This window comes from Bacillus sp. MYb56 (genome assembly GCF_002976445.1).
GTDB classification, from domain to species: Bacteria; Bacillota; Bacilli; order Bacillales; family Bacillaceae_G; genus Bacillus_A; species Bacillus_A mycoides.
The window spans coordinates 176,993-203,005 of the sequence record NZ_PCOH01000005.1; the positions used below are offsets into that span (position 1 = coordinate 176,993).

General features: G+C 35.5%; 23 protein-coding genes. 7 read left to right on the forward strand and 16 right to left on the reverse strand.

What is annotated here, in order from left to right; translation table 11 throughout:
* Positions 1-213 precede the first annotated feature (213 nt).
* Positions 214-1,746 (forward strand): BA3702 family sensor histidine kinase, encoded by a 1,533-nt coding sequence (locus CQ058_RS09095; RefSeq protein WP_105589625.1) that lies wholly within the window; start codon positions 214-216, stop codon positions 1,744-1,746.
* 136 nt (positions 1,747-1,882) lie between these two features.
* On the opposite strand, the gene CQ058_RS09100 is transcribed toward CQ058_RS09095, so the two are convergent.
* The 6 genes from CQ058_RS09100 to CQ058_RS09125 form a co-directional block, all read right to left on the reverse strand.
* Entirely contained in the window at positions 1,883-2,677 is a 795-nt protein-coding gene (locus CQ058_RS09100) for a phosphotransferase (RefSeq protein WP_002190392.1), read from the reverse strand.
* 137 nt (positions 2,678-2,814) lie between these two features.
* Complete coding sequence (locus tag CQ058_RS09105; RefSeq protein ID WP_002128536.1) at positions 2,815-3,429, reverse strand: alpha/beta hydrolase; 615 nt, start codon at positions 3,427-3,429, stop codon at positions 2,815-2,817.
* Positions 3,430-3,456: 27 nt separating this feature from the next.
* A complete protein-coding gene (locus CQ058_RS09110; RefSeq protein ID WP_002167825.1) occupies positions 3,457-4,395 on the reverse strand; it encodes a ring-cleaving dioxygenase in 939 nt (312 codons plus the stop codon).
* Between the two features lie 340 nt (positions 4,396-4,735).
* Entirely contained in the window at positions 4,736-6,214 is a 1,479-nt protein-coding gene (gene putP / locus CQ058_RS09115; RefSeq protein ID WP_002190394.1) for a sodium/proline symporter PutP, read from the reverse strand.
* Between the two features lie 325 nt (positions 6,215-6,539).
* Positions 6,540-8,108, reverse strand: a complete 1,569-nt coding sequence (locus CQ058_RS09120) for an FMN-binding glutamate synthase family protein (protein ID WP_105589626.1) — start codon at positions 8,106-8,108, stop codon at positions 6,540-6,542.
* Between the two features lie 67 nt (positions 8,109-8,175).
* Complete coding sequence (locus CQ058_RS09125; RefSeq protein WP_002190396.1) at positions 8,176-9,303, reverse strand: alkene reductase; 1,128 nt, start codon at positions 9,301-9,303, stop codon at positions 8,176-8,178.
* A gap of 433 nt (positions 9,304-9,736) precedes the next feature.
* Here CQ058_RS09125 and CQ058_RS09130 point away from each other — a divergent pair, with 433 nt between their 5' ends.
* Entirely contained in the window at positions 9,737-10,831 is a 1,095-nt protein-coding gene (locus tag CQ058_RS09130; protein ID WP_002190398.1) for an NAD(P)-dependent alcohol dehydrogenase, read from the forward strand.
* A gap of 538 nt (positions 10,832-11,369) precedes the next feature.
* On the opposite strand, the gene CQ058_RS09135 is transcribed toward CQ058_RS09130, so the two are convergent.
* The 6 genes from CQ058_RS09135 to hutP form a co-directional block, all read right to left on the reverse strand.
* Positions 11,370-11,831 (reverse strand): CarD family transcriptional regulator, encoded by a 462-nt coding sequence (locus CQ058_RS09135; protein ID WP_170935206.1) that lies wholly within the window; start codon positions 11,829-11,831, stop codon positions 11,370-11,372.
* Between the two features lie 292 nt (positions 11,832-12,123).
* On the reverse strand, positions 12,124-13,095 hold the full coding sequence (hutG, locus tag CQ058_RS09140) for a formimidoylglutamase (protein ID WP_002128542.1): 972 nt from the start codon (positions 13,093-13,095) through the stop codon (positions 12,124-12,126).
* Complete coding sequence (gene hutI / locus CQ058_RS09145; RefSeq protein WP_002190400.1) at positions 13,074-14,345, reverse strand: imidazolonepropionase; 1,272 nt, start codon at positions 14,343-14,345, stop codon at positions 13,074-13,076. The genes hutG and hutI overlap by 22 nt, the downstream gene beginning before the upstream one ends.
* Before the next feature lie 12 nt (positions 14,346-14,357).
* Positions 14,358-16,016, reverse strand: coding sequence for a urocanate hydratase (hutU, locus tag CQ058_RS09150; RefSeq protein WP_002033512.1), 1,659 nt, complete (start codon positions 16,014-16,016; stop codon positions 14,358-14,360).
* Positions 16,017-16,039: 23 nt separating this feature from the next.
* The gene (gene hutH, locus CQ058_RS09155; protein ID WP_002190402.1) at positions 16,040-17,557 is read right to left on the reverse strand and encodes a histidine ammonia-lyase; all 1,518 of its coding nucleotides are present in this window, start codon (positions 17,555-17,557) and stop codon (positions 16,040-16,042) included.
* Positions 17,558-17,659: 102 nt separating this feature from the next.
* Positions 17,660-18,100, reverse strand: a complete 441-nt coding sequence (gene hutP / locus CQ058_RS09160; RefSeq protein ID WP_000926519.1) for a histidine utilization transcription antiterminator HutP — start codon at positions 18,098-18,100, stop codon at positions 17,660-17,662.
* Between the two features lie 181 nt (positions 18,101-18,281).
* Here hutP and CQ058_RS09165 point away from each other — a divergent pair, with 181 nt between their 5' ends.
* Positions 18,282-19,250: a class I SAM-dependent methyltransferase gene (locus CQ058_RS09165; RefSeq protein WP_085960791.1), complete on the forward strand. Its 969-nt coding sequence runs from the start codon at positions 18,282-18,284 to the stop codon at positions 19,248-19,250.
* A 13-nt stretch (positions 19,251-19,263) separates the two neighbouring features.
* Here the strand turns inward: CQ058_RS09165 and CQ058_RS09170 are convergent, their stop codons facing one another.
* Positions 19,264-19,836 (reverse strand): DJ-1/PfpI family protein, encoded by a 573-nt coding sequence (locus tag CQ058_RS09170; protein ID WP_002167821.1) that lies wholly within the window; start codon positions 19,834-19,836, stop codon positions 19,264-19,266.
* A complete protein-coding gene (locus CQ058_RS09175) occupies positions 19,833-20,411 on the reverse strand; it encodes an AAA family ATPase (RefSeq protein ID WP_002128548.1) in 579 nt (192 codons plus the stop codon). The genes CQ058_RS09170 and CQ058_RS09175 overlap by 4 nt, the downstream gene beginning before the upstream one ends.
* 253 nt (positions 20,412-20,664) lie before the next feature.
* On the opposite strand from CQ058_RS09175, the gene CQ058_RS09185 reads away from it, so the two are divergent.
* Positions 20,665-20,961 carry a hypothetical protein gene (locus CQ058_RS09185; RefSeq protein ID WP_002033506.1) on the forward strand — a complete coding sequence of 99 codons (297 nt, stop codon included), beginning with the start codon at positions 20,665-20,667 and terminating at the stop codon, positions 20,959-20,961.
* Between the two features lie 109 nt (positions 20,962-21,070).
* Positions 21,071-21,502, forward strand: a complete 432-nt coding sequence (locus tag CQ058_RS09190) for a DUF2621 domain-containing protein (protein WP_002190404.1) — start codon at positions 21,071-21,073, stop codon at positions 21,500-21,502.
* Between the two features lie 551 nt (positions 21,503-22,053).
* On the opposite strand, the gene CQ058_RS09195 is transcribed toward CQ058_RS09190, so the two are convergent.
* Positions 22,054-22,560 (reverse strand): CcdC family protein, encoded by a 507-nt coding sequence (locus tag CQ058_RS09195; protein WP_002190405.1) that lies wholly within the window; start codon positions 22,558-22,560, stop codon positions 22,054-22,056.
* Positions 22,561-22,650: 90 nt separating this feature from the next.
* Positions 22,651-23,358 (reverse strand): cytochrome c-type biogenesis protein CcdA, encoded by a 708-nt coding sequence (ccdA, locus tag CQ058_RS09200; protein ID WP_001152684.1) that lies wholly within the window; start codon positions 23,356-23,358, stop codon positions 22,651-22,653.
* 487 nt (positions 23,359-23,845) lie between these two features.
* Here ccdA and CQ058_RS09210 point away from each other — a divergent pair, with 487 nt between their 5' ends.
* Together CQ058_RS09210 and CQ058_RS09215 are read left to right on the forward strand one after the other, a co-directional pair.
* Complete coding sequence (locus CQ058_RS09210; RefSeq protein ID WP_002190406.1) at positions 23,846-24,754, forward strand: EamA family transporter; 909 nt, start codon at positions 23,846-23,848, stop codon at positions 24,752-24,754.
* A gap of 88 nt (positions 24,755-24,842) precedes the next feature.
* Positions 24,843-26,003 carry a M20 peptidase aminoacylase family protein gene (locus CQ058_RS09215; RefSeq protein ID WP_002190407.1) on the forward strand — a complete coding sequence of 387 codons (1,161 nt, stop codon included), beginning with the start codon at positions 24,843-24,845 and terminating at the stop codon, positions 26,001-26,003.
* Positions 26,004-26,013 lie beyond the last annotated feature (10 nt).

The following is a 26,013-nucleotide window of genomic DNA, read 5'->3' on the forward strand; positions in this document are numbered from 1 at the left end:
AATGTTATAACGAAAATACATTCATGTAACTTAGAAAATATTAATAAAGCAATATAAGATTCTCTTATTACTACCCTTTTTTACCTTCCACTAAAAATAAAAAAGAAAATTTATTATATAATTTCCATTTTTTATAGAAATACACATTGCACCTATATTATAGTTAGTACTAGATTCATCTTTTTTAGATGCTAGTTGTACGGAGGAAATATTATGAGTCGTAAAAAACATTCATCTACTCAAAAAAAGCGTCACCCAAACGTATCGGAGCGCTTGCGAAACCATATACAAAATCGTTCTTTAGCAGAAATGTATGCATCTCTTTTTGAACATAACCCTGATAGTATTATTTCATTGAATTTAGAAGGAGTTATTTTACATATTAACCCCTCTGCGGAAAGAATATTAGGTTATACTTCTAACGAATTAGAGCGAAAAACAATCACTTCTATTTTAGAAGCACATATTTCTGATCAAGTGCTACAATACATAAAAAATGCTGCAGCTGACAATCAAAAAGAGTATATCGTCTCTATTTATCATAAAGACGGATATTTACTAGATGTCGTAACAAAATTAGTTCCTATTTTTGTTAAAAACCGTTTAACAGGTGTATACGCCATTATGAAACCCCTTGAAAAATCAGAAAGAATTGAGAAAGTATTACAAGAGAGTGAGAAACGATTACGCACATTAATGAATTCAATGCCTGCATTTGTTATTTTTAAGGATCATGAAGGACGCTGGCTTGAAGCGAATGACTATGCGCTTTCTTGTTTCAATTTCCATAACGTTCCTTATCATGGAAAAAGAGATAATGAACTCATTCAATATAACGAAGCATACCGCGAATCTTTTTTGCATTGTGAAGAAGTCGATGAACTAACATGGCAAAAAGGACAAATTCTTCACGGAGAGGAATTTATTATACATAGAAATGATTTCGACCTAGTTTTAAGCATTTCAAAAGTTCCACTCTTCCATCCTGATGGCTCACGCAAAGGTCTTATAGTGATGGGAAGAGACGTTACCGAACTAAAAGAAACTGAAAAGTTATTACGGAAATCCGAAAAACTTGCAGTAGTCGGACAACTGACAGCTGGAATTGCCCATGAAATTAGAAACCCGCTCACTTCATTAAAAGGATTTTTAACGTTATTACATCCAGAAATAAATGAGGAAAATAAATGGTATGTGGACGTTATGTTGAGTGAGATTTCACAAATGGAATCTATAACAAGCCAATTTATGGCGATGTCTAAACCACAAGTGTTATCTATTCATACATGCAACGTACAAACATTAATTGAAGAAGTTGTAACTTTTATTTTACCAACAGCAATTATGCATAGCGTTCATATCATCATGGATCATTTCGATTATATTTCTGACATTCAATGTGATGGTAATCAATTAAAACAAGTTTTGATTAACATATTAAAAAATGCAATCGAGGCGATGCCTGATGGTGGTAACATATTCATTCAAACAACTTCGTTAGAAAATGATTTTGTTTCAATACGCATTATGGATGAAGGTTGTGGGATTCCCGAAGAGCGCATGGCTCGTCTTGGTGAACCTTTTTATAGCTTGAAAGAAAAAGGAACTGGCCTTGGCTTAATGATGTGCTATAAAATCATTCAAGAGCATCACGGAAAATTATTCATTTCCAGTGAATTAAACATAGGAACAACTGTCGATATCCAATTACCGATTGCTACAGCTCAGCCTGTAACAAACTCTTAACTATGCTACATTAATATAGTAAAAGACATCTGTTATAAGTAGTCGAGTTATTGTGGAAAACATCTACACTAATACGTTAAAAAGCTCAAAGTCCCTATATGACTCTGAGCTTTATTTTTGTATACGATTTATTTTATTAAATCCACTCTTTTCCATGTTTACGAATAAACTGAATATCATTTTCATAATGTTCAAGATGCCCTTCATCTATCATCTTTTGGAAGTTCATATCGCCTTCTAGTGCTTTTCTTTTCATGTATTTACATAATCCTTCTAATCGTAGAAGTACCATCTCCAAATAATCCTCGGCGATGCCATCACTTTTATAGGACTCAAAAAACAATTTAACTCTTTGCTTTATGCGGTCTGCATGCTGTAATGAATTATAATAAACCGCCGCACCTGTTTCCTTATAATAAACTCTACTTAATGGGACACAAGTGTAAAGAGTATAGGCTATGTCCCAAAGTCTGGGTCCAGGACCAGCAACATCAAAATCAATAATACCTACTGGTTTTTCGTTATTAAAAATAATGTTGTATATTGCAAAATCATTGTGGCATACAACCTCTATTTTATTTGGAGTATTATCCATCGGTTTCCAATCATCTGATAACGGGAAATCACTCACAGCATCATGATAAAGACGGAGCATCTTCGCTATTTCTTTTAAAACATCATTAGACCACATGTACTCTTTTAAAGGGTAATTACCAGCTTCTCCTTCAATAAATGATAATACCTCTCTATCTTTATCATCAATACCTAAAAACTTTGGTGCATAACTAAAACCTTTGTTTTCCAAATGGTTTAATAGCTTATGAATTCGGGTACTGCCTTTCTTTAATTCTCGTCGAACAGTATCTTCCGAACGATATACGTTTGAGACATTCCCTCCCGTTAGCATTTCTTCATTTTCGTAGTTTGACATCTAATAGTCCCCCTCCATTATTCTACATTTTCTTTATATTTTAACATAACTTTCCTATTCTCTTTTAACCCCTTAAATTACAACAAAAAAATCGAGTATAAAATCTTTATGATTTTACACTCGATTTAGTCTACTATTTATGCATGTGAAAATATTTTTTCATACCATTCTGTTGCCTTCTCTACTTCATTCATCGTTAATTGATGTCCTCTATTTTCCCAATGCATTGTTACATTAGCATCTACATTTTCTAATAGCATCTTCAATTCCTCTGACTCAGAAGGTGAACAAATTGGATCATTTGTTCCAGCAGCGATAAATACGAATTTCTCTGCTAAATTAGGTAATTGTATTCCTCTTCTAGGCACCATTGGGTGATGAAGGACTGCACCTTTTAATGCATTTTCGTAATGGAATAATAAGCTCGCCGCAATATTTGCTCCATTTGAATACCCAACAGCTACGATATTATCTCTATCAAATTCATATGTTTTTGCTGCTTCATTTAAAAATTCATTTAATTCCTTCGTACGGAAAACAAGATCCTCTTCATCAAAAATACCTTCTGCTAATCGGCGGAAGAAACGAGGCATCCCATTTTCTAATACATTTCCACGAACACTTAATACAGAAGCTTCCCGATCAATTCTTTCTGCAAGCGGTAATAAATCTAATTCATTTCCTCCTGTACCATGAAGCAATAACAACACTGGTTTTGACGTATCTTTTCCTTTTTGAAAAACATGTTTCATCATATTCCTTTTCCCCTTTCAATCACTTTAATCTAGATTTCTCACTTCAAATGGTAAGAGTGTCTGTTCAATTTGTTTTCTATGTTGTTCATATCGATCCGGTAATTTTAACTCCTCACCCATCGTCTCTAAAGATTCGTCATGGGCAAAACCAGGAGGATCTGTTGCAATTTCAAATAAGATTTCGCCGTGTTCTCTAAAATAAATTGCGTTAAAATAGTTTCGGTCTTGTACAGGTGTTACACCATATCCAAAGCGAGACACATGCTCTTTCCAGTCTAATTGATCAGCATCATCACTCGCTCTCCAAGCAATATGATGAACTGTACCAACACCCATTTGTCCACGTCCAATTGTTGATAATCTCAAATCGATAATATTTCCAATATCAGCAGAAGAACGGAACCGCATAAACTCTCCCTCTTCTCCTACTTTCTCAAGACCCATAACATGCTCTAACAATTCAGCAGTTTTTTGAGGTTGTGCAGATAAAAGAACAGCACCGCCAAATCCTTTAATTGCTACTTCTGGCGTAACTTCCCCAAAAGTCCAATTATTTAATTCGCCCTCTTCTCTTTCAACTAATTCTATATGCAAACCATGTGGATCATCAAATTCTATATACTGTTCTCCAAACCGAGTCATTTTTGTATACGGTACGTCGAATTTTTCTAATCTATTTTCCCAAAACTCCATTGTACCTTTTGGTACGACATAAGACGTAATGCCTACTTGACCGTCCCCAATAATACCTTGACGAGCACCTGCCCATGGGAAAAACGTAATAATTGTTCCAGGCTTTCCTCCTGTATTACCAAAATAAAGATGATACGTACCTGGATCATCAAAATTCACTGTTTGTTTTACTAAACGCAATCCTAATACACCTGCATAAAAATCTACATTTTCTTGTGGGTGTCCTACGATTGCTGTAATGTGATGAATTCCCATTGTTTTCTTTTCCATTTTCTCCGCCCCTTTTTATTTCATTTTAAAAACTTTTATACATTAAAATTCATTATTCATTTTGTCCATACTGCAAAGTAAAATCCATCGTTATGATTTTATCTTCAATTCGAGATATAAGCTGTGAAATTACGCATTATCTTCTATATCACTGAATTCATCTCGAATTCGAGATAATTCCAAAAAAATATTTACTCCATCTAAAATCTTTATTCGGAAATAAATTATCTCGAACTCAATATTTATTATAAGTTACTTACTTTTAGTTGTCAACAAGCACTTATTTTCATTTTAAATCAAAAGAGAGTAAATGCTAGTTAGCATTTACTCTCTTCGCTAATTATTTCGTTTCCTCTTCCAACACTGCTTCCATCTCGTTAAATTCACGATGAATTGCTTTCACTGGTTCTTTCGTTAATAAACTTACAACTATAACAGCTAATAAACTACAGAAGAATCCAGGTACCATTTCATACATAGTCGCTTTTAAACTTGGAATTTGTACCCAAGTAATAACAACTACTGCACCTACAATCATACCAGCAAGAACGCCCCATTTGTTCGTTCTCTTCCAATATAAACTTAATAAAATGGCGGGTCCGAATGCTGAACCAAATCCTGCCCAAGCATAACCGACAAGTGTTAAAATTGTATCACTTGGATGATACGCTAAAACAACTGCGATCATAGCTACTACTAATACTGACAGTCTACCGATAAATACAAGTTCTTTATCACTTGCGTTACGACGGAAAAATGTTTTATAGAAATCTTCCGTTACAGCACTTGAAATAACGAGTAATTGCGAGGAAATACTACTCATAATCGAAGCCAAAATAGCTGACAATAAAAATCCAGTAATATACGGATGGAATAAAATGTTTGAGAATGTTACAAAGACCATTTCTGGGTCTTGTAATTTCTCATTATTTTTAGCGTAATAAGCAATACCAATTAGACCAGTAAGCATTGCACCTATAATTGAAATCGTCATCCAACCGATACCGATTCTACGAGAAGTTTTTAAATCTTTAACAGAGGTAATTGCCATAAAGCGAACAATAATATGCGGTTGACCAAAATACCCAAGACCCCATGCTAAAAATGAAATAATACCAAGAATTGTAGTACCTTTAAACATATCTAAATGCGATGCATCAACTTGCTTAATCGTATTGAATGTTTCTGTTACACCACCGACATCTGTAAAAGCTACAATTTGCACTAACACAAGAGCAATAAACATAATACAACCTTGCACAAAGTCGGTCCAACTTACTGCTAAAAAGCCACCGAATAATGTATAAGCAACAACGACACCGACAGTTACAAATAAACCAATTTTATAATCAAGATTGAAAGAATTCTCAAACAAACGTCCACCTGAAACTAAACCAGCTGACGCATAAAATGTGAAAAACACTAAAATGACGATAGCGGAGACAAAACGAAGTATTTTCGTACGATCTTTAAACCGATTTTCTAAAAAATCTGGAATCGTAATTGAATCATTTGCCATTTCTGTATACGTTCGCAAACGCGGGGCAAGAATTAAATAGTTTGCATAAGCACCTATTAATAAACCTATCGCAATCCATACACTTGATAATCCTGTTGCATACATCGCACCAGGTAATCCCATTAGCATCCAACCACTCATGTCAGAAGCACCAGCTGATAAAGCTGTAACTGCTGGACCGAGTCCCCTTCCCCCTAACATATAATCTGATAAATCGGATGTCTTCTTATAAGACCAATAGCCGATATACAACATACCTGCCATATAAATAGCAAGCGAAACCATAATCTCAATCTTCACCAAATCTCTCCCTTAGTTACATAAGCCATTCAAAATTTCGAAAAATGACTTTTTCTATTTTCTTGTTTTCGCTTATGGTTCCCTACCTTAACAAACATTTTTTGTTCTTTCAAGTGAACAAGCCCTTTTCACTACATGTGAAAACCTTTATAAACGCCTTTATCCCAGTGGATTACCCGGTTTTTAAAAGAAATTAAAGTAAAAATAATCAGAAAATAAAATAGCGTTTTTTCACACCTTATTTTCATTCGTTTATTAGTTGAATTTTAAAAGAAAAAAGCCATACGAATGTATGACTTTTAATGTATTAAACATAGCTTATCTTCTATTTACTAGTAGGAAACAATTCTGAAAGAGGAACTATCCGCCCCACCTCATCTTTAAACACAATATGCTCTCTCGTTAAATGGCGCGGGCTCTTTACTCCCGCTGCTGCCGCTAATGAAAACAAACTATATCTCATACTAATAACATAGTTCATTACTCGCCATTTTTTCTCATACGGATCTAATGCTTTTTGGTAGTGTGGATTCGTAGTTGCAACCCCCGATGGGCATTGCCCTGAATTACATTGAAGTGCCATAATACAACCGCTTGCCATCATGAATCCACGTGCTGAATTTACGGCATCTGCACCGATAGCTAAAGCAATCGCTACTTTATCTGGCGTGATTAATTTCCCGGAGGCAAACACCTTTAATTTATCCCTGACACCGTAATGATTTGCTGTATCAATAAATGTAAGTAATGCCGGTATAAGCGGAAGCCCCATACTATCTGCCATCGATTTATATGTTGCCCCTGATCCACCTTCTGAACCGTCGATTGTAATAAAATCTGGATAGATGTTTAATTCTTTCATTGCTTTTAATAAATCTTCCAAAGGCTTCTGTTGACCAATTACAATTTTCATGCCCACTGGTTTACCACCGTTTTCTTGTAAATCTTGAATAAAATATAAAGCCTCTGCGGCACTACTAATAAATGAAAAACGATTTGGCGAATTAATCGTTTCTCCTTCTCGTACTTTCCGAACGGAAGCGATTTTCTCATTTACCTTCTGTCCTTCTAAATGACCACCACGTATTTTTGCTCCTTGCCCAAATTTCAATTCAAACGCTTTAATATTACTTTCTTTCGCCTTCTCCATAAATTCCTTCATCGAAAAATTCCCGTCCTCGTCACGGTATCCAAATAATCCCGGACCAATTTGGGCAATGATATTTGCACCGGTATGTAAATGTTCCGGTATTACACCACCTTCCCCCGTATTAATCCACGAACCGCCAGCCATCTTCGCGCCAAATCCACTTGCCAAAATATAATTTTCTCCAATCGCACCGTAAGAAGTTGCTGATGCGCCAAACATGCCATACAGTTTCCACGGATATTTGCGGTTTTCACCGACGATAATTGCATCGTCTTCTTCATATAACCAAAGATTCGTTGTATCCGCTGTCAATTTTTCTCTTCGTGAAAATAACCCTTCTTTATGAATCACATACTTTTTCCCTTCACGTTCTTTCGTTACATTCACACTTAATTCATCTGTTAATTTCGGAAATAATGTATTAGCGATATAATATCCAGATGCATCAAAATCTCGTTTTGATCCAAAACCGAGTATTTCTGAACGGTATTTTGCTAGAAACATTACACTTTGAAAATCATAACGTGAAAAGGGCTTTCCATCCGTATCATGATCAAACCAATATTGCCTAAATTCCGGTCCTATCTTTTCAAGTAAATAACGCATCCTTCCTAAGTATGGATGTAACTTTAATATAGAATGATGCGTCCGTTTTTTAATAAAAAATGTAATAATAAAAAAAATGATTAATAGTAACATCAATAAGAGCAATATACTAATAATAACGAGTAGCGTTTCACTCATCCCGCTTCCTCCTATGAAAATCCATAATAAAAGGAGAACACCTGATGTGTTCTCCTTTTATCTTTATTCAAATTAATGTAGCAAGATGCCCTTTCGCGTCATATTCAACCAAACTTTCAGCATTTTTAATTCGCTGCACAAAATCTGGATTAGCGATTAATGGTCTTCCGAACGCCGCTACATCAATTGTTCCTTCTTGCAGTGCTTCTTCTGCCTCTTTCGGATTCAAATTACCTACTCCTACGATAGTACTATCCCAATACTTTCTTACTAATTGATGAAAATTCTTACCGTCAGCAATAACTTGCGTATAATTCATCGTTGAAGGGTGAATCATCGTTAATCCAACTTCTTTAAACATATTTACAAACGTTTCAATTGCAAGTTCAGGATGTTCCCACATATAAGTAGGATTATCACCTTTAAAGGCAGAGAAGCGAAGAAGCGTTTTATCAGCTCCAACTGCTTCAATTACAGCCTGAACAACTTCTTTCATAAACGTTAACCTTTGTTTTAAGTCCCCGCCGTATTTATCAGTACGCTTATTCGCAAATTCATAAGTAAATTGGTCAATTAAATATCCGTGTGCACCGTGAATTTCTACACCATCAAATCCAGCTTCGATTGCGTTTTTTGCAGCCTGTGCATATTGATCGACAACTTCTTTTATTTCTTCTATTGTCATTGCTTCTGGTGTATCAAACGGTTTACGAAAACGCGGAACATTACCCTCCGCAGCAATAGCAGACGGTGCTTGCGGCATTTGACCACCAATTATTTCGTGATGACTCATACGTCCAACATGCCATATTTGAGCAATAATCGTTCCGCCTTCTTTATGTACTGCCTCTGTAACAGGTTTCCAAGAATCAATTTGCGCTTGTGTATAAATACCTGGTACTCCCGGATTCCCTTTTGCTCTCGGGCTAATGACAATTCCTTCTGTAATAATTAATCCAATCCCATCAGCAGCACGTTTTTGATAATACTCTACTACATCAGTACCAACTACCCCAGTCTCATTATTTGCAAAACATCTCGTCATCGGTGCCATCGCTATGCGATTACGAAGAGACCAAGATCCAATTTGAATCGGATGAAATAACTTCGTTTCTTCAATATTTTCAAAAGACCCCCAAGCGTTTATATTTGTTCCTTCATAAATACTTGCCGCTTTATTATTTGAACTTGTCATTTTTCTTCCCCCTAAAAAAATCTAACTATAATCGCATCATACTTACTTTTAGATAGTAACGTCAATTTATACGCTCTTACGTAGGAATATTCGTATAATAAAACTAACCGTTTTTAACTTTAAGGATTCTGAAATTCAGGAATCTGCTGTTTATTCTAATGTCCAGTAAGTGGATGAGGAAAATACTTATTAAGTGGATGTTTTCTTTTTTTCTAGTTTTATTACTATAGAATATATCGGTAATTAATTATTTAACTATTTACTAACCAAAAAGAACCTGTTTCCAATGTACTATGTTCAAACTTACACTAACGAGGTTTCAATAATTCATTTGTTTTTTAAATTATACCAACGAAATTTTAGGAACTAATAAAAGACTCCTAGATAGTTGAAAGTATTTTTTCTTATTTAATTTTTAGAAAGAAGGATAACAATGAAAACAAAAGCTATCGTTTCTACACCTGAAAAAGATTTTAATATGCAAGAAGTATACTTAAACGATATTAAAGACGATGAAGTATTAGTAAAAATTATCGCTTCGGGTATATGTCATACAGATGCAACAGTTTTAGACGGTACAATGCCAACACCAAAACCAGTTGTTTTAGGACATGAAGGTTCTGGTATCGTGGAAAAAGTGGGAAGTAATGTAACATCGGTTACACCTGGTGACCATGTTGTACTTGGATTCGCTTACTGTGGTCATTGTGAAAATTGCTTAGATGGTAATGCTGCTGCTTGCGAAAATATGATTGAATTAAACTTCTCTGGAAAAAACAAACGCCATGTAACACCTATACACGATCTTAACAATAATGACATTTCTCAATTCTTCGGCCAATCTTCATTCGCATACCATGCCGTGGTTGATGAGAATAATACTGTAAAAGTACCAAAAGATGTTGATATACGTTTGTTAGGACCACTTGGTTGTGGAATTATGACTGGTAGCGGTACGATCCTAAATTCATTACAGCCAAAACCAGGTAGTAGCCTAGTTGTATTTGGAACCGGTGCTGTTGGCCTTAGTGGCTTAATGGCAGCTAAAATTGCTGGATGTACTACAATCATTGCCATTGATATTCATGATAGTCGTTTAGAATTAGCGAAGGAATTAGGGGCTACACACACGATTAATAGCTTAAACGAAGATCCAGTTGCCAAAATTAAAGAAATTACAAACGGTGGAGCTAATTACTCATTTGAAACAACTGGCGTAAATACTGTTACACTGCAATCCATTCAATGCTTACGAGTAAAAGGTACAATGGCAACTGTTGCTGTTGGTAAAAAGGATTTAACTTTAAACGTAACAAATGAAATTGTCGTAAAAGCTATTACAATTAAAGGGGTAGTTGAAGGTGATGCAGTACCGCAACTATTCATTCCAAAATTAATTAATTTCTATCAAAAAGGACTATTCCCATTCGATAAGTTTGTACAATTCTATTCTTTTGAAGAAATTGCTCAAGCATTTGAAGATTCTAAAACAGGAAAAACGATTAAACCTATTATCGTAATGGAGTAACATTTGTTTACTTTTTCCCGATAACTAACAAAACAAAAATATCCTGAAATGGAATAAATAAAATTAAAAAGGTTTCCTAAGTAGGAAACCTTTTTTAGTTGACCATATAAGGCTAACAATTCGTTTATCTCTTTTAAATAAAGAAAATAAACAATTATTATCTCCTCACATATGGAAAATCTCTTAACAATAGAAGTGGGAGTGGTTCAGTATTCTTCTAAAAATAATAACTTATATACCTAAAACAATGAAAGCCCTACCTCTCTTTCATCCTTACGGCTCCTCGTCCGTGCCAGTGTGAATCAGGATTGCAAAAATCAAGTAACTATTTTATCGAGTTATTTAATTAAACTTCGAACATTCGTAAAAGAAATTAAAAAATAAAAATGGATTAAATTGTAGTAATAACAAAAGAGGTTAATGCTCTAAAAGTGGTTTGAAAGAGTTGAATGTCTTTGAAATGATTGATTTTCTATAATTATATTCCCAAAAAATTCAAGATCTTTTTTGGGATGTAATACATTATCTACAATGAATCTTAACAAAAGCTTTTTATTTGATTTTCTGTGATACCTTCAATTAATCCCAGCTCACTAATCAAAAATTCATGTGCGTTATCTAACATTTTCTTTTCGCTTGCATTAAGTGCTTTTTCTTTCTGCATACGTAATAAGTCACGTACAACTTCAGCACCTTCTTGTATTTTACCCGTTTTTATTTTATCAGTGTTCAATTTATACCTTTGTTTCCACGTAAGTAATCTATCTGATTCCCCATGCTGAAAAATATCTATTATGTTTGTTAATGCCTTTATATCTGTAACTGGTCGTATATTTGAACTCAATATTTTCCCCATAGGAATCATTACTTCCATATTACTAGCCGACATTTTTATAACATAATACTGTCTTTTTTCTCCTGAGATTTCCTTTTCTTCTATGGCTTTAATTATACCTGCTCCGTGCATTGGATAAACGATGTTATCGCCAATTTGAAACAAATAATCCACCTCCATATATGGTAACCTTCTCAATCTTAACATACATTTATTTTTTTAGCAAAATTTTTATAATATCACAAAATTATTTTCTATGTCAATTTATTTACACATAAAAATTCAAGCTGTACAGAAACACTAAAAAACCCGCGATTTTGTTACATTTCTACACCCATTTTCTCTAATTTTATATACCTTGTAAAACAAAAAAAACACATCACTACATATAAGTAGCGATGTATTTTTATATAATGACAAAAACGGTTGCTTCAAAACTTCACACACGATCCTTCGCTTATATACTAACCTGTTTACTAATCGTTTCTCGCGCTAAAAGAAAACTCATAATCACTTGCGCAGCTACTCTACTCGTCATATCCCTAAAATCAAGAGTTGGATCAATTTCTACTATATCCATCCCTTGAACGAGTGGCTCTTTACCAAGGAATTCAATTGCATCAAGTAAAGTTGTACTATCCATCCCACCAGGGCCAATTGCTGGACAGCCCGGCGCAAACGCTTGGTCTAGTACGTCCATATCAAGAGAAATATAAATAGAAGTCACATCTTGTTTTCTTAATACTTCAATACTTTCTGAAATAAGATCTTTTATTTTTCGCTCTCTTACATCTTTCATTGTATACACTGTCACGCCATGCTCTTTTGCATATTCATGGTACGCTCGTGCATTTGAAAAATTACGAATCCCAATTTGAACGAGTTGTTTTCCTGTAATCACATCATTTTCTAGCAAACTACGGAACGGTGTACCATTTGATGGACCACCATCATCTAAATTACGTAAATCATGATGGGCATCAAATTGAATAATACCGACCTTCCCTTTACTATTTGCAAAACCAGTTATACTCGGAAAACTAATCGAGTGGTCACCACCAAGAACGATTGGTATCATTTTCGGATTTACTTTCGTCAAGTGACCAACTGTTTTCGCAATTCGGTTATGACTCTCTTTTATATCTGTCACATGCATCGTAATATCACCACAATCATGAAGAACACTTTCTTTCATATCGTGTTCTTCTGTAATTGCGTACGTGCTATATGCATCCAACATTGAACGAATTGTTTTTGGTGCAAAACATGCTCCTGAATGACTAATAGATGGTTTAGAAAGGGGCGCTCCAATTAAGGCAGCACCGAATATTTCCACACCTTCCTCCCAATTTTTAATCATTTCGCTCCACTTCGTCACTTCACGATCGATAAACTTTGCATTTTTCTTTAAATAGTGGCCGTGCTCCACGATTGTTCACCTCTTGTATATGCGATATTCCCATTCTTCCATACTGTATTTACATGACTTACGCCGTAATGGTACGGTACGTAAGCGTAATTATAAGCATCCCATAAAACTAAATCCGCCTTACGACCAACTCTAATTTTCCCAGCTACATCGCCTCGATTAATGGCATAAGATGAGTTCACTGTTACCGCATTCCAAACTTCTTCTGGTGTCATTTTCAGTTTCAGCATCGCAATGCTCATAATAAGCTGAATGTTTTCAGTTGGACAGCTACCTGGGTTAAAGTCTGTAGCTAAAGCAACTGCAACACCTTCATCAATCATTTTGCGGCCGCGTGCGAAGCTTTCTTTATTTAAATAGAAAGTTGTTCCTGGTAATAAAGTTGCTACTGTATTAGAATTCGCAAGCATTTCAATTCCTTTATCAGAAGCGCCAACTAAATGGTCCGCTGATGCTGCACCAATTTCAGCCGCTGCTTCCGCACCACCAAGAGGGTCGATTTCATCTGCATGAATTTTCACATCAAAGCCAAGCTCTTTCGCTTTTAATAAAAATTCTTTTGATTCTTCTACAGAGAACACACCTGTTTCGCAGAAAATATCAACGAACTCAGCTAATTGCTTCTCTTTCATTTCCGGTAATAAATCTAGCATCCATTGTAAAAATTCTTTCGATCTTCCTTTATACTCTTTCGGAACTGCATGAGCACCTAAAAATGTTGAAACTAAATCAATTGGATGCTCTTTTTGTAATTGTGCAGTTGCCTCTAATTGTTTCCATTCTGTCTCATCATCCAATCCGTAACCACTCTTCGCTTCTACAGTTGTAACTCCGAAAGATAGCATACGGTCTAAATGGAATTTAGCTTTTTGAACAAGTTCTTCTTTCGACGCTTGTTTCGTTGCATTTACAGTTGAAAGAATACCTCCGCCTTGTTCTAAAATTTCCAAGTACGGAACTCCTTGTAGTTTTAGCGCGACTTCATTTTCACGAGATCCACCAAATACAAGATGAGTATGCGGATCAACAAGACCAGGAGACACCATTTTCCCGCCGCAATCAATAACCTCTTTCGCTTGTAATCCTTTAGCTTCTTCCGCTGTTCCAACGAAAGTAATTACACCATTTTCAATTCCAACCGCACCGTTTTCAATAACAGGAAGCGTATTCATCGCTTCCTGTCTTAACAAGCCATCTTCTTGATCCATTGTTAGTAATTGACCGATATTTATTAGTAAAGTGTCCAGCATGTTTCTTCCTCCTTATTTCATCATTGGGATGTTAACGCCTTTTTCTTTCGCAGTTTGAACCGCTAAGTCATAGCCAGCATCAACGTGACGAACAACACCCATACCAGGGTCAGAAGTTAATACGCGTTCAATACGTTTTGCCGCTGCTTCTGTTCCATCTGCAACGATAACCATTCCAGCGTGAAGTGAATAACCCATACCAACGCCACCACCGTGATGAACAGACACCCAGCTTGCACCATTTACACTGTTAATTAATGCATTTAAAATTGGCCAGTCTGCTACTGCATCACTACCGTCTTTCATAGATTCTGTTTCACGGTTTGGAGATGCTACTGATCCACAATCTAAATGGTCACGGCCGATAACGATCGGTGCTGATAATTCACCATTAGCCACCATTTCATTAATAATGCGGCCAAATTTCGCACGCTCACCATAACCAAGCCAACAAATACGTGATGGAAGACCTTGGAACTCAACTTGCTGACGTGCCATACGAATCCAATTACATAAATGCTCATTATCCGCGAACTCGCGTAAAATAACTTCGTCTGTTTTATAAATATCTTCTGGATCACCAGAAAGTGCTACCCAGCGGAATGGTCCTTTTCCTTCACAGAATAATGGACGGATAAATGCTGGAACGAATCCCGGGAAATCGAAAGCATTTTTTAATCCTTCATCGAAAGCAACTTGGCGAATGTTATTTCCGTAATCAAATGTAATCGCGCCTTTTTCTTGCATTGCAAGCATTGCTTCTACATGTTTTTTCATACTTTCTTTTGATAATTGTACGTAACGTTCTGGATCTTCTTCACGAAGCTTCGCTGCTTCTTCTACTGTGTAACCTACTGGAATATAACCGTTTAATGGATCATGGGCAGAAGTTTGATCCGTAACTAAGTCAGGGATAATATTACGGTTTACTAACTCAGGTAAAATTTCTGCTGCATTACCTAATAATCCAATTGAAATAGGCTCTTTCTTCTCTTTATATTCGTTTGCAATAGCCAATGCTTCTTCTAATGATTCTGTATACTTATCACAATATCTCTTTTCAATACGACGATCGATACTACGCTTATCTACATCAATAGCAATTACAACACCGCCGTTCATCGTTACAGCAAGCGGTTGTGCGCCACCCATGCCACCTAAACCAGCAGTAATCGTTACAGTACCTTTTAATGAACCATCGAAATGTTGACGTGCCGCTTCACCAAATGTTTCATATGTTCCTTGTAAAATCCCTTGTGTCCCAATGTAAATCCAGCTACCCGCTGTCATTTGTCCGTACATCATAAGACCTTTTTTCTCTAGTTCACGGAAGTGATCCCAGTTCGCCCACTTCGGTACTAAGTTTGAGTTCGCTAAAAGAACCCGAGGCGCATCTTCATGCGATTTAAAAATTGCTACCGGTTTTCCTGATTGAACAAGTAACGTTTCATCGTTTTCTAACGTTTTTAATGAATCAACAATTGCATGGTAGCTTTCCCAATTACGAGCTGCACGGCCAATTCCGCCATACACAACTAATTCTTCTGGTTTTTCAGCTACTTCAGGATCTAAATTGTTCATTAACATTCGAAGTGCAGCTTCTTGAACCCATCCTTTCGTTTGTAACTCAGTACCTCTTGCCGCACGAATTGTTTGTTGTACTTTTTCCATTTCAATCTCTCCCTTTTCTCGTTTTATAGTGCTGCATTTACATCCAATCTTTCCTTTATTGAATAATTCGTTTTTAACCAATGCGCGATATTTTCAATATCCGTTGAGAATATACGGTCATTTGTAATAGAAGGCACTTGCTGACGACCTTGATGATAGAACGTTTTTGTAACTGTACTCATGTTTTCAATTCCGCGATATTCTGCTGCTTGCATCGCACAGATCATCTCAATTGCAAGAACACGTCTTGCATTTTGAATAATTTGATGCGCATGACGTGAAGCGATTGTTCCCATACTTACGTGATCTTCTTGGTTAGCTGAAGACGGAATTGAATCTACACTCGCTGGATGAGCTAACGTTTTATTTTCTGAAACGAGTGAAGCCGCTGCATATTGCATAATCATGGCACCTGATTGAAGTCCTGGTTCTGGACTTAAAAATGGTGGTAAGTCATTTAATTGCGGATTTACTAGGCGTTCAATACGGCGCTCTGAAATATTTGCAAGCTCCGCCATCCCTACTTTTAAGAAGTCCATTGCAAATGCAATTGGTTGTCCGTGGAAATTACCACCAGAGATTACTTTTTCACCGCCATCAAAAATAAGTGGATTATCTGTTGCTGCATTCATTTCAATTTCTAATTTTTCTTTCACATAATTTAAAACTTGCCAAGAAGCACCGTGAACTTGCGGGATACAACGAAGTGAATATGCATCTTGTACACGAAGTTCTCCTTGTTTTGTCACAAGTTTACTATCATGAAGAATATCACGAATTCTGCTTGCCACTTCGACTTGCTCTTTATAACCACGCGCTTTATGAACATTTTCATCGAATGCATCAATAATGCCGCGTAATCCTTCCATTGTCATCGATGCAATTAATTCTGATTGATAAGCACTTGCTTCAGCTTCTATATAAGAAAGAACCCCTTGCGCTGTCATTGCCTGCGTACCATTGATTAACGCAAGACCTTCTTTTGCTTCAAGTTCAATAGGTTCAAGTCCTTCTTCTGTAAGAGCAACCATCGCATGAACTCGTTTTCCTTTGTAGAACACTTCACCTTCACCTAATAAAACGAGAGCAAGATGAGATAAAGGTGCTAAATCACCGCTCGCTCCTAGTGATCCTTGTTGCGGAACGACTGGATGAATTTTACGATTTACAAACTCAAGAAGCATGTTTACAACAAGTGGTCTAACACCCGATACTCCTTTTAACATCGTATTAGCTCGTAAAATCAACATACCGCGTGATACTTCTTCAGGGAATGGATCGCCTATTCCGCACGCATGTGACTGAATTAAGTTGTGTTGAAGTGCTTTTACATCATCTTTTTGAATAAGTACATCACTAAACTTTCCAAATCCAGTTGTAATACCGTAAACGACTTTTCCGTCCTCTACAATTTTCTCGACAACTTCGCGGCAATTTGCCACTTTTTGCATACTAGTTGGGCAAGCTGTTACACCTTCACCTTCAAGTAACAACCTCTTCATTTCTTCAACTGTCAATGTGTGTCCTGTTAACGTAATCATTCTTTTTCCTCCTTATAAAGGCAAAAGGGGACCTTATCTTTTTAAGACAGACTTCTGTCCTAAAAAATAAGGCCCCCTTCTAACTAATAGACTATGGGCAAATCATATGTGATTAATTCCTAAACCAATCGCCTCATGCTCAGATCCTTTTACAGGTGCACCAATCGTTCCATAAAGTGCAACAGCAACCCATTCGCCTTCTTTTTTTCCGTCGTATGGTGTACCGCGCACAATCGCAAAGCGAAGTCCTACTGTACGAAGAACGTCTGCTAACTGAATTTGACCTCTCGTCACTCCGTACAAAGCTTCCATAATTGCATGATAAAGTGCATGTGTTTCTCTGTAAACATCTGTTTCAATAACTCGGTTGCTCTTAGCCGCTGTTTCCATTGCTGCTACTACTTTTTGCGAATTCATAGAACCAACTTTCCCAGTACAATATTTCCAACCTTTCGGAATAGATAATACGGGACTTTCATTCTCATCCGCAAGTGCCAACAGCATGGCCATACGACCAATTCGATGTGTTCCTTGAAGAAGCATGTGACTCTCTCATTTCTTTTGAATTATTTGAATATTACTTAATTTAAGAATATATGAAAACGGTTAAATCGTCAATAGTTTAAAATATTATTCAAGCAATTTTTTATCCCTCTCATACTTGTACTTGTGTACACAATTTATTTACAGATTTTTTTCAGACGTGCTATAGTCTCACTAACAGATGCAAAGGGGCGAAATTTCAGTGGCGAAGCGAAAAGATATTCATTTTCGAATTGAAGAAAAATTACTTACAAGGTTTGAAGACGCACTCCATTACGAAGGTTTAAATAAAACAGATGTATTAACACATGCGATTCAGCAATTTTGCATAAAGGTGGAATGTGAAAAAATGAATGATGTAAAACGCCAATACAACGTAAGTAACCATTTACAAACACGTATCGATACGCATAAACATTACGAAGAAAAACAAGTGAATGTAGATGAAGTCGTTATTGAACATTTACAACTCCAAGGAGAAGAAAAAATATTAGAGGTCGGGTGTGCTAACGGAAAATTTCTTTCCCTTTTGCAAACTAATGGTCATAAAGGACATCTAACTGGTTTTGATCAATCCGAAACTATGCTTTCTGAAGCTGCTATAACGAATAATATGATTGAATGGAAACTCGGTGACGCTAGTAAACTTCCTTTCGAAGCTAATTGTTATGACCTGCTAATCGCAAGGCATATGTTATACCACATGAAAGATGTCGAAAAAACTATTCAAGGATTCCATAAGATAATTCGTCCTGGCGGCGCCCTTTTAGCTACAACAAATTCTAAAGTTTCATTACCTCGTATAGATGAAATGTGTAACAAAATGTTAGTCACATTTGATTTACCAAAAACATCACCGTCAGTAGCTCCATTTTGTTTAGAAAATGGTAAAGATCTATTACACTCTGTTTTTTCAACTGTTGAAGAAACAATTATTCATAATGCACTTGTTTTTCATCATGCAACTCCAATCGTTAACTATATTTCTAGCATGTTCCCGTCGTTGAATATACCTGATAATATGTCCCTTCACACCGAAATGAAGGAATGGCTAAAAGAAGAAATAGAAAATGATTTATCATTTCATAACGGTATATGGCGCGATCCGAAAACGTTAGTGATTTATCGATGTAAAAAAGAAAAGAGCTAGCATTCGCTAGCTTTTACACGTTTTCCGGTAAAAGATTCTCCATCATTATATTGCCCTTTCCACTATAAAAATTTGTATTATGTTCATTCACTACTCCAAAATAGGAGGCAATCGCTAGTCCAAATGGCACAAATGCATGTCCTTGTGCTGTAATAATATTTGCGTGCTGTACAACTTCTGTATACACAAAATTTTCTACTGGAAAACAATCTAATTTTTGATAATCTATGGTCACTGTATAAGAGATTTCTTTTAGTAAACCTGCCCTTGCTAACGCATACGGTCCAGCACAAATCGCTGCCACTAATTTTCCTTGCTCAGAAAATTGACGAATAACTGAAAAAAGCAGTTTCGCCTCTTTCATATGTATTTCATCTCCGCCCGGAATGATAATCCCCTCATATTCTTCTACACGCACTTCACTTAATTCTATATGCGGCTGTACTTGTAAGCCTGTTTCACTTATAATCATTTCTTTTGTTAAACCCGCTGTAATGATTTCATATTTCTTTTTCAGCAATGCTGTTGCTACCGTTATTTCAAACTCTGCAAATGTCGGGTATACGAATAATAATATTTTTTTCATAGCCTTTTCTCCCTTAGCCACCCTATAAAATATGCCTCTAATTCGTCCACTGATAATATATTAGTGTCCACATAAGTTACGGGAAATTGTTTATACCATTCTTTTTCAACTTCTACTAATTTAAATTGTTCCTCAAATGTACTTCGATTTCTTGTCCTATCATTATTTCTCCTATCATACAAACTCTCTTTCGAAACATCTAAATAAAAAATTGCATCCGAACGGCATTCTCTTAATTTATACAATTCATCTTTTAATTCTGTTTCTATACCCCACTCTTTCCCTATCATCTTCGGATAAAAGAGTGTATAAAATTCAATATCTTCTGGTCCACGATCAAAAATCACGACTGAGCTTTTCACATTTTGAAACTCTTTTATTTTTGCTTCAATAAACATTTTTTGATTTGTAATAAACCCCTCTTTTGAGTTCATATCTAAATGTAATTCTTTTCTTTTTTCTACAATTGGATATGGATTTTCGTATATAATTGAAAGCTCATATTGCTCTAACCTTTTTGCCAATGTTGTTTTCCCACTTGCCATCGGTCCTTGGAGTGAAATTACGTATGTCATCCCTCTCATTCCCTTGTACTGTATTACATAAATAATAAACAGAATTTTGAAAACTATCAACAAGATATATATCATCTTGTTTCTTATTCTTATCTAACTTATAATAAAAAATAGAGATTATGACGGACGCAAAATAATGTAAGCTTGGAAATCCAAGCTTACATTATTTTTTGCTTTCCCTTTTCTTATAAAAAGAGTATACTAGATTAGAACGTATGTTCTTAATAATTACATACAGTAAGGAGATAGAACAATGGTATACGACACAAAAGCAATTTCTTGGAATGCATCTTTAAAACAACTTCAACGCCGCTATACAAACAAACAAGTTGACCGAAAAGAATTTGAAGATATTGAACTGATGGAATTCTTCCGCGATAACGACTACATTCCTTTACCTACACATATAAGCGGCCTATCAACAACACGTTTTACTTCTTACTCTATTTTCACAACTGAAGATAAAGATCGTAAAGTTGGCACACTCATCATTGAATATGTAGAAAATGACAATGATATTTTATGTGTTGAACAACTATACTTCGTTTAAATCACAACGCTTGGTCAAAATGATCAAGCGTTCTTGCTTTCTATGAATCTCATTGCTTATAATATAAATAAAATACAAAATATTGCTTTCGTTAAAGGAGGGCATACAATTGCTTGAAGGATGGTTTAGTTGGTTTATAGTCGTTTGGACTGTTGTATTATTAGGGCTTATGTCCATTGGTGGATATTTCATGTTCAGAAAATTCCTAAAACGGTTGCCAAAAGAAGACGGTATGTCCATTTTGGATTGGGAAGATCACTATATTAATAAAACAAGACACTTATGGGCTGACGAACAAAAACAATTGTTAGAAGAACTAGTAAGTCCCGTTCCGGAATTATTTCGCGATGTTGCTAAGTCAAAAATTGCTGGCAAAATCGGAGAACTAGCATTACAAGAAAATGCCTCTAAAATTACACAAGATTTAATTATTAAAGGATATATCATCGCCACACCAAAGCGTGATCATAAATTTTTAATTAAGAAACTACAAGAAAAAGAGATTGATTATTCTAACTATAAAACTTTACTTGCAAAGTAAGCCCATTATTCCTTATAAAAAAGATTGCTATTTTATAGCAATCTTTTTTATAAGCTCAACTTACAGTTACTGATTTTGTAGCAATTAATCTCGCTTTCGCTAAATCTATCTGTAACCCTACAGCACTCGTATAAATCGTATCACCAGTACCTGTAATATTTACAGAGGTATATGTTGTATTCGCAGCAATTCATCCTGTTGCATTTATATTTGTAATATTAGATTCGGCTCAAGACACTTAAGCTAAGTGAAATTTCGTCATTAACATTCCACTTTCATGTTGTATCAGTACCATCAAGTGGAGTAATTGTTAATGAAGGAACGTCTCCTATACGATCCAACCTAATCTAACTTAGCCACCAATTACCGGTGATAAAACTTCAAACCAAATAGTATTCCTTATATCGGTCCATTCATAACGTCAAACTTAAATTGCTTCTTCGATGGTCGACAATTTATACATCACAACTAGAATTGAGGAAGTTACCTTTCAGTGATTAACAAAAAACAACGTCTAATCAGACGTTGTTTCTTTATACATATAACACTCTTTACGTTAACTTCATATCTTTTTCATTATAAAAACCGTCTTCTTTTTCCATTTTCTTCTGTAATTTCGTAAAGGAACGGTACATTGCAATTCTCCATGACACAATCATCGCGAACGCCAGTAAGAAGAACATGCCACTAAGTTGTCCTAAATCAAGAGATTGGCTTAAGTATGTTTTAAATACAATCCGCACGACAAGTAATCCAATTAGTATAAAAACAAATGCTTTTGAACGCTTCAAATAAATCTCTTGTCCTCTAATTTCAAATTTAGATGTTTTAATAAGAAAAATAGAGAAAAACAAACCGACGCCAATTGCTTCTAACATTTCTGCTGGAGTTAATCGAAATTCAGGAAAAACAAACATCAACGCTCCCGTGCTCATAAAAAATGGGGGAAGTATAATTTTTTTCAATGTTGCAGGTTTCTTAGCTGCTTTTAAACGAATAAACATCGCACCGACAGCCATACAAACAGCAACGATACTTGATAACAGAACTATGTTCATATTTTCTCATCCTTTTTTGTGGCTATATGCAAAATATAATTTTATTATATGCTTTTCCGTTAGTATTTCCAACATTTTCACAGAATAATACTAAAAACCGGTAAAACCACCAAATAAACTTGAGAAATATACGATAATTTTCGTCATCCAGTTAAAATATAGGAAGATACCCATGACAATCATAACGTATCCTCCAATCTTCATGAATTTCATACTATTTCTTTTAATCCAAGACATTTTCGTAATAAAGAATGAAAGTACGAAAAACGGGATAGCAAATCCAAGTATGTAAGCAATCATATAAATCATTGCCGATTCTGGATTTGTTGCAGCTAATCCAATTACAGACACTAATATAGGTCCAGTACAAGGTGTCCATCCAGCAGCAAAAGCCAATCCAATTAAAACTGAACCAAAATAACCACTCGGACGATTTTTAAACGTAAATTTACGGTCTTGCATTAAAAACTTCGGTTTAAACACACCGACAATAATAAGACCAAACACGATGATAAATATACCGCCTAACTGTCTAATTAAATCTTTATAATTTGTAAAGATGCCTCCAATAAAACTTGTACCAAATCCAATTGCAATAAAAATAATTGAAAAACCAAGTAAGAAAAACGCTGTATGTATCATACTTCTTTTGCGAAGCATTGCATTTTCTTCTTTCAATTCAGAAACCGACATACCTGTTATGTATGATAAAAATGCCGGATAAAGCGGTAAGCAACATGGGGATATAAATGATAAGAACCCAGCTCCAAACGCTAAAAAAATACTAATATCTTGCATTATTCCACTCCTCTCCTCTTCAATATTGTAGCAAAAACAATTGAAAATACTATGGACATTTCATGAATTCACTTTTCCAACATGACAATAAGAAAAACTACCCTTTCACACACTTTCTAATAAAACGTTTTCATTCCCTTCTATTATATAGAAAAATCTCAATTGAATTATGAAACTCTTTCTAATTGTTACTAACATAACAAAGGTTCCACAGTTTCTCAAATGATTAGCACATTACAATTGACTTCACACCTATTGGCCTTAAAAATTTTTTTCAAATGCTGTCTTTATACAACATAAAGCTGATTTTACAATACTTTAATTATTATTAATTTCAAGATTATGCATAAATATCATACTTTTATTATTATTCTATAAAATTTTGCACTTTTCTTTCATTTGACCCTTCATTTTTAATTTTGTATACTTCCCTCTAGTTATATATGTCCGTTACGGAACAATTTCATATAGATGGGAGGAATTTTTCATGCTTCGTTATTCTCTTTTAGTTTTATTAGGAGCGTGTAGTTATGGGGTTTTAGCTATTTTTGTTAAACTTGCATATGCAGAAGGGTTTTCACTTGGAGAGGTAATTGGTAGCCAGTATTTGTTCGGTTGGATTATTTTACTTGCTATTACACTTCTATTTTCTAGACATCGTGTTCCACTAAAACAAATGTTAATTTTATTCGTCGCAGGAACGTCTGCAAGTTTTACTGGAATTTTTTATTACGCTTCTTTAAAAACTGTACCAGCTTCTATTGCAATTATACTTTTATTCCAGTTCGTTTGGGTTGGGATTATCATTGAAGCAGTCGCAACAAAAACATTACCTTCAAGAGAAAAAGTTATTTCAGTAATCTTCTTACTTGCAGGTACATTTTTATCAAGTGGGTTATTAGAAACATCAGCTGGTGATTTCGATACGACTGGAATCATTTTAGGCTTATTATCTGCTGTTACATTTGCAACATACATTTTCGTAAGCGGGAAAGTTGCCGTTGAAGTACCTTCTTTACCACGTGGTGTCCTTTTAATGGCTGGCGCTTTAACTTTAGTCATGATCGTATTCCCGCCAACATTTATTTTTAACGGGGCGATCTCTCAAGGCCTTTGGAAATACGGCTTAGGATTAGGAATATTTAGTATCGTTATTCCGTCCATTGCCTTTACAATTGGCATTCCAAAAATCGGTTCTGGATTAGCAACTATTCTTGGTGCAGCAGAACTACCAGTTACAACTATTATGTCTGTATTCGTTTTAAAAGAAGCTGTACTATCTTCACAATGGTTCGGTGTATCACTTATTTTAATCGGTATCGCAATCCCGCAAATTGCATACGCAATGCGTGGGCGTTATCGAAAACAGCATACTCATAAAAAAGTTGCAGCATAAAACGAGAGAGGATTTTCATTTGAGAATCCTCTCTTTTATTATTGTATAATTAATACAAATACTTCACTTAAGAAAGAGGGCATAATAAGTGGCATCTATTCCTGATCAATTAACAGAAAAACTTATTTCCATTCATCGGCATTTACATGAAAATCCAGAACTATCATACGAAGAATTTGAAACGACAAAAGCGATAAAAAATTGGTTAGACGAGGCCAATATCACTATTATTGATTCCAATTTAGAAACAGGAGTTATCGCTGAAATTTCTGGTAATAAAAAAGGACCGGTTGTAGCGCTTCGTGCTGATATCGATGCCCTTCCTATCCAGGAAGAAACAGACCTTCCATACACTTCAAAAATACAAGGTAAAATGCATGCTTGTGGGCATGATTTTCATACAGCTGCTATTATTGGTGCAGCCTATTTATTAAAGGAAAAAGAATCTTCTCTTAACGGAACTGTCCGCCTTATATTCCAGCCAGCTGAAGAAAGTAGTAATGGCGCTTGCAAAGTTATTGAAGCTGGGCATTTACGTGGCGTGCAAGCTATTTTCGGTATGCATAATAAACCTGATTTACCAGTAGGTACAATTGGTATTAAAGATGGGCCACTAATGGCCGGAGTTGATCGATTTGAAATTGAAATCCATGGTGTTGGTACACATGCAGCTGTGCCTGATGCCGGTGTCGATCCTATCGTTGCATCATCTCAAATCGTTATGGCACTTCAAACGATTGTAAGCCGAAATATTAGTTCTTCTCATAACGCTGTCGTAAGTGTAACAAACATTCATTCAGGGAATACGTGGAACGTTATTCCCGAAAAAGCAATATTAGAAGGAACTGTCCGTACATTCCAAGCTGAAACACGTGAAAAGATTCCGGCATTAATGAAACGTATCATTAAAGGTGTTTCTGATGCACTAGGTGTAAAAACAGAATTTCGATTTTACCCAGGTCCTCCTGCTGTTCAAAACGATAAAGTACTCACTGATTTTTCTATTCATATTGCAGAGAAAATGAAGCTAAACGTTATCTCTCCTACACCATCAATGGCAGGAGAAGACTTTTCTTTTTACCAACAAGAAATACCAGGTTCATTCGTCTTTATGGGAACAAGTGGTACACATGAATGGCATCATCCAGCTTTTACAGTAGATGAAAAAGCATTGCCTATTAGCGCAGAGTATTTCACCCTATTAGCCGAAGAAGCTATTCATCAATTATTACAAACAAAAAGCTGTTAAGTTACCCTTA

Coding starts and splice junctions, on each gene's coding strand:
- CQ058_RS09165 (WP_085960791.1), top strand. CDS start 18,282: ATGCAAAGGGGCGAAATTTCAGTGGCGAAGCGAAAAGATATTCATTTT.
- CQ058_RS09175 (WP_002128548.1), bottom strand. CDS start 20,411: ATGACATACGTAATTTCACTCCAAGGACCGATGGCAAGTGGGAAAACA.
- hutH (WP_002190402.1), bottom strand. CDS start 17,557: ATGATTACGTTAACAGGACACACATTGACAGTTGAAGAAATGAAGAGG.
- CQ058_RS09170 (WP_002167821.1), bottom strand. CDS start 19,836: ATGAAAAAAATATTATTATTCGTATACCCGACATTTGCAGAGTTTGAA.
- CQ058_RS09110 (WP_002167825.1), bottom strand. CDS start 4,395: ATGGAAAAGAAAACAATGGGAATTCATCACATTACAGCAATCGTAGGA.
- CQ058_RS09185 (WP_002033506.1), top strand. CDS start 20,665: ATGGTATACGACACAAAAGCAATTTCTTGGAATGCATCTTTAAAACAA.
- hutP (WP_000926519.1), bottom strand. CDS start 18,100: ATGCTTCTTCAAGGAACACATCGAATTGGTCGTATGGCCATGCTGTTG.
- hutU (WP_002033512.1), bottom strand. CDS start 16,016: ATGGAAAAAGTACAACAAACAATTCGTGCGGCAAGAGGTACTGAGTTA.
- ccdA (WP_001152684.1), bottom strand. CDS start 23,358: ATGCAAGATATTAGTATTTTTTTAGCGTTTGGAGCTGGGTTCTTATCA.
- CQ058_RS09130 (WP_002190398.1), top strand. CDS start 9,737: ATGAAAACAAAAGCTATCGTTTCTACACCTGAAAAAGATTTTAATATG.
- CQ058_RS09095 (WP_105589625.1), top strand. CDS start 214: ATGAGTCGTAAAAAACATTCATCTACTCAAAAAAAGCGTCACCCAAAC.
- CQ058_RS09100 (WP_002190392.1), bottom strand. CDS start 2,677: ATGTCAAACTACGAAAATGAAGAAATGCTAACGGGAGGGAATGTCTCA.
- CQ058_RS09105 (WP_002128536.1), bottom strand. CDS start 3,429: ATGAAACATGTTTTTCAAAAAGGAAAAGATACGTCAAAACCAGTGTTG.
- CQ058_RS09120 (WP_105589626.1), bottom strand. CDS start 8,108: ATGAGTGAAACGCTACTCGTTATTATTAGTATATTGCTCTTATTGATG.
- CQ058_RS09125 (WP_002190396.1), bottom strand. CDS start 9,303: ATGACAAGTTCAAATAATAAAGCGGCAAGTATTTATGAAGGAACAAAT.
- CQ058_RS09195 (WP_002190405.1), bottom strand. CDS start 22,560: ATGAACATAGTTCTGTTATCAAGTATCGTTGCTGTTTGTATGGCTGTC.
- CQ058_RS09210 (WP_002190406.1), top strand. CDS start 23,846: ATGCTTCGTTATTCTCTTTTAGTTTTATTAGGAGCGTGTAGTTATGGG.
- hutI (WP_002190400.1), bottom strand. CDS start 14,345: ATGCTGGACACTTTACTAATAAATATCGGTCAATTACTAACAATGGAT.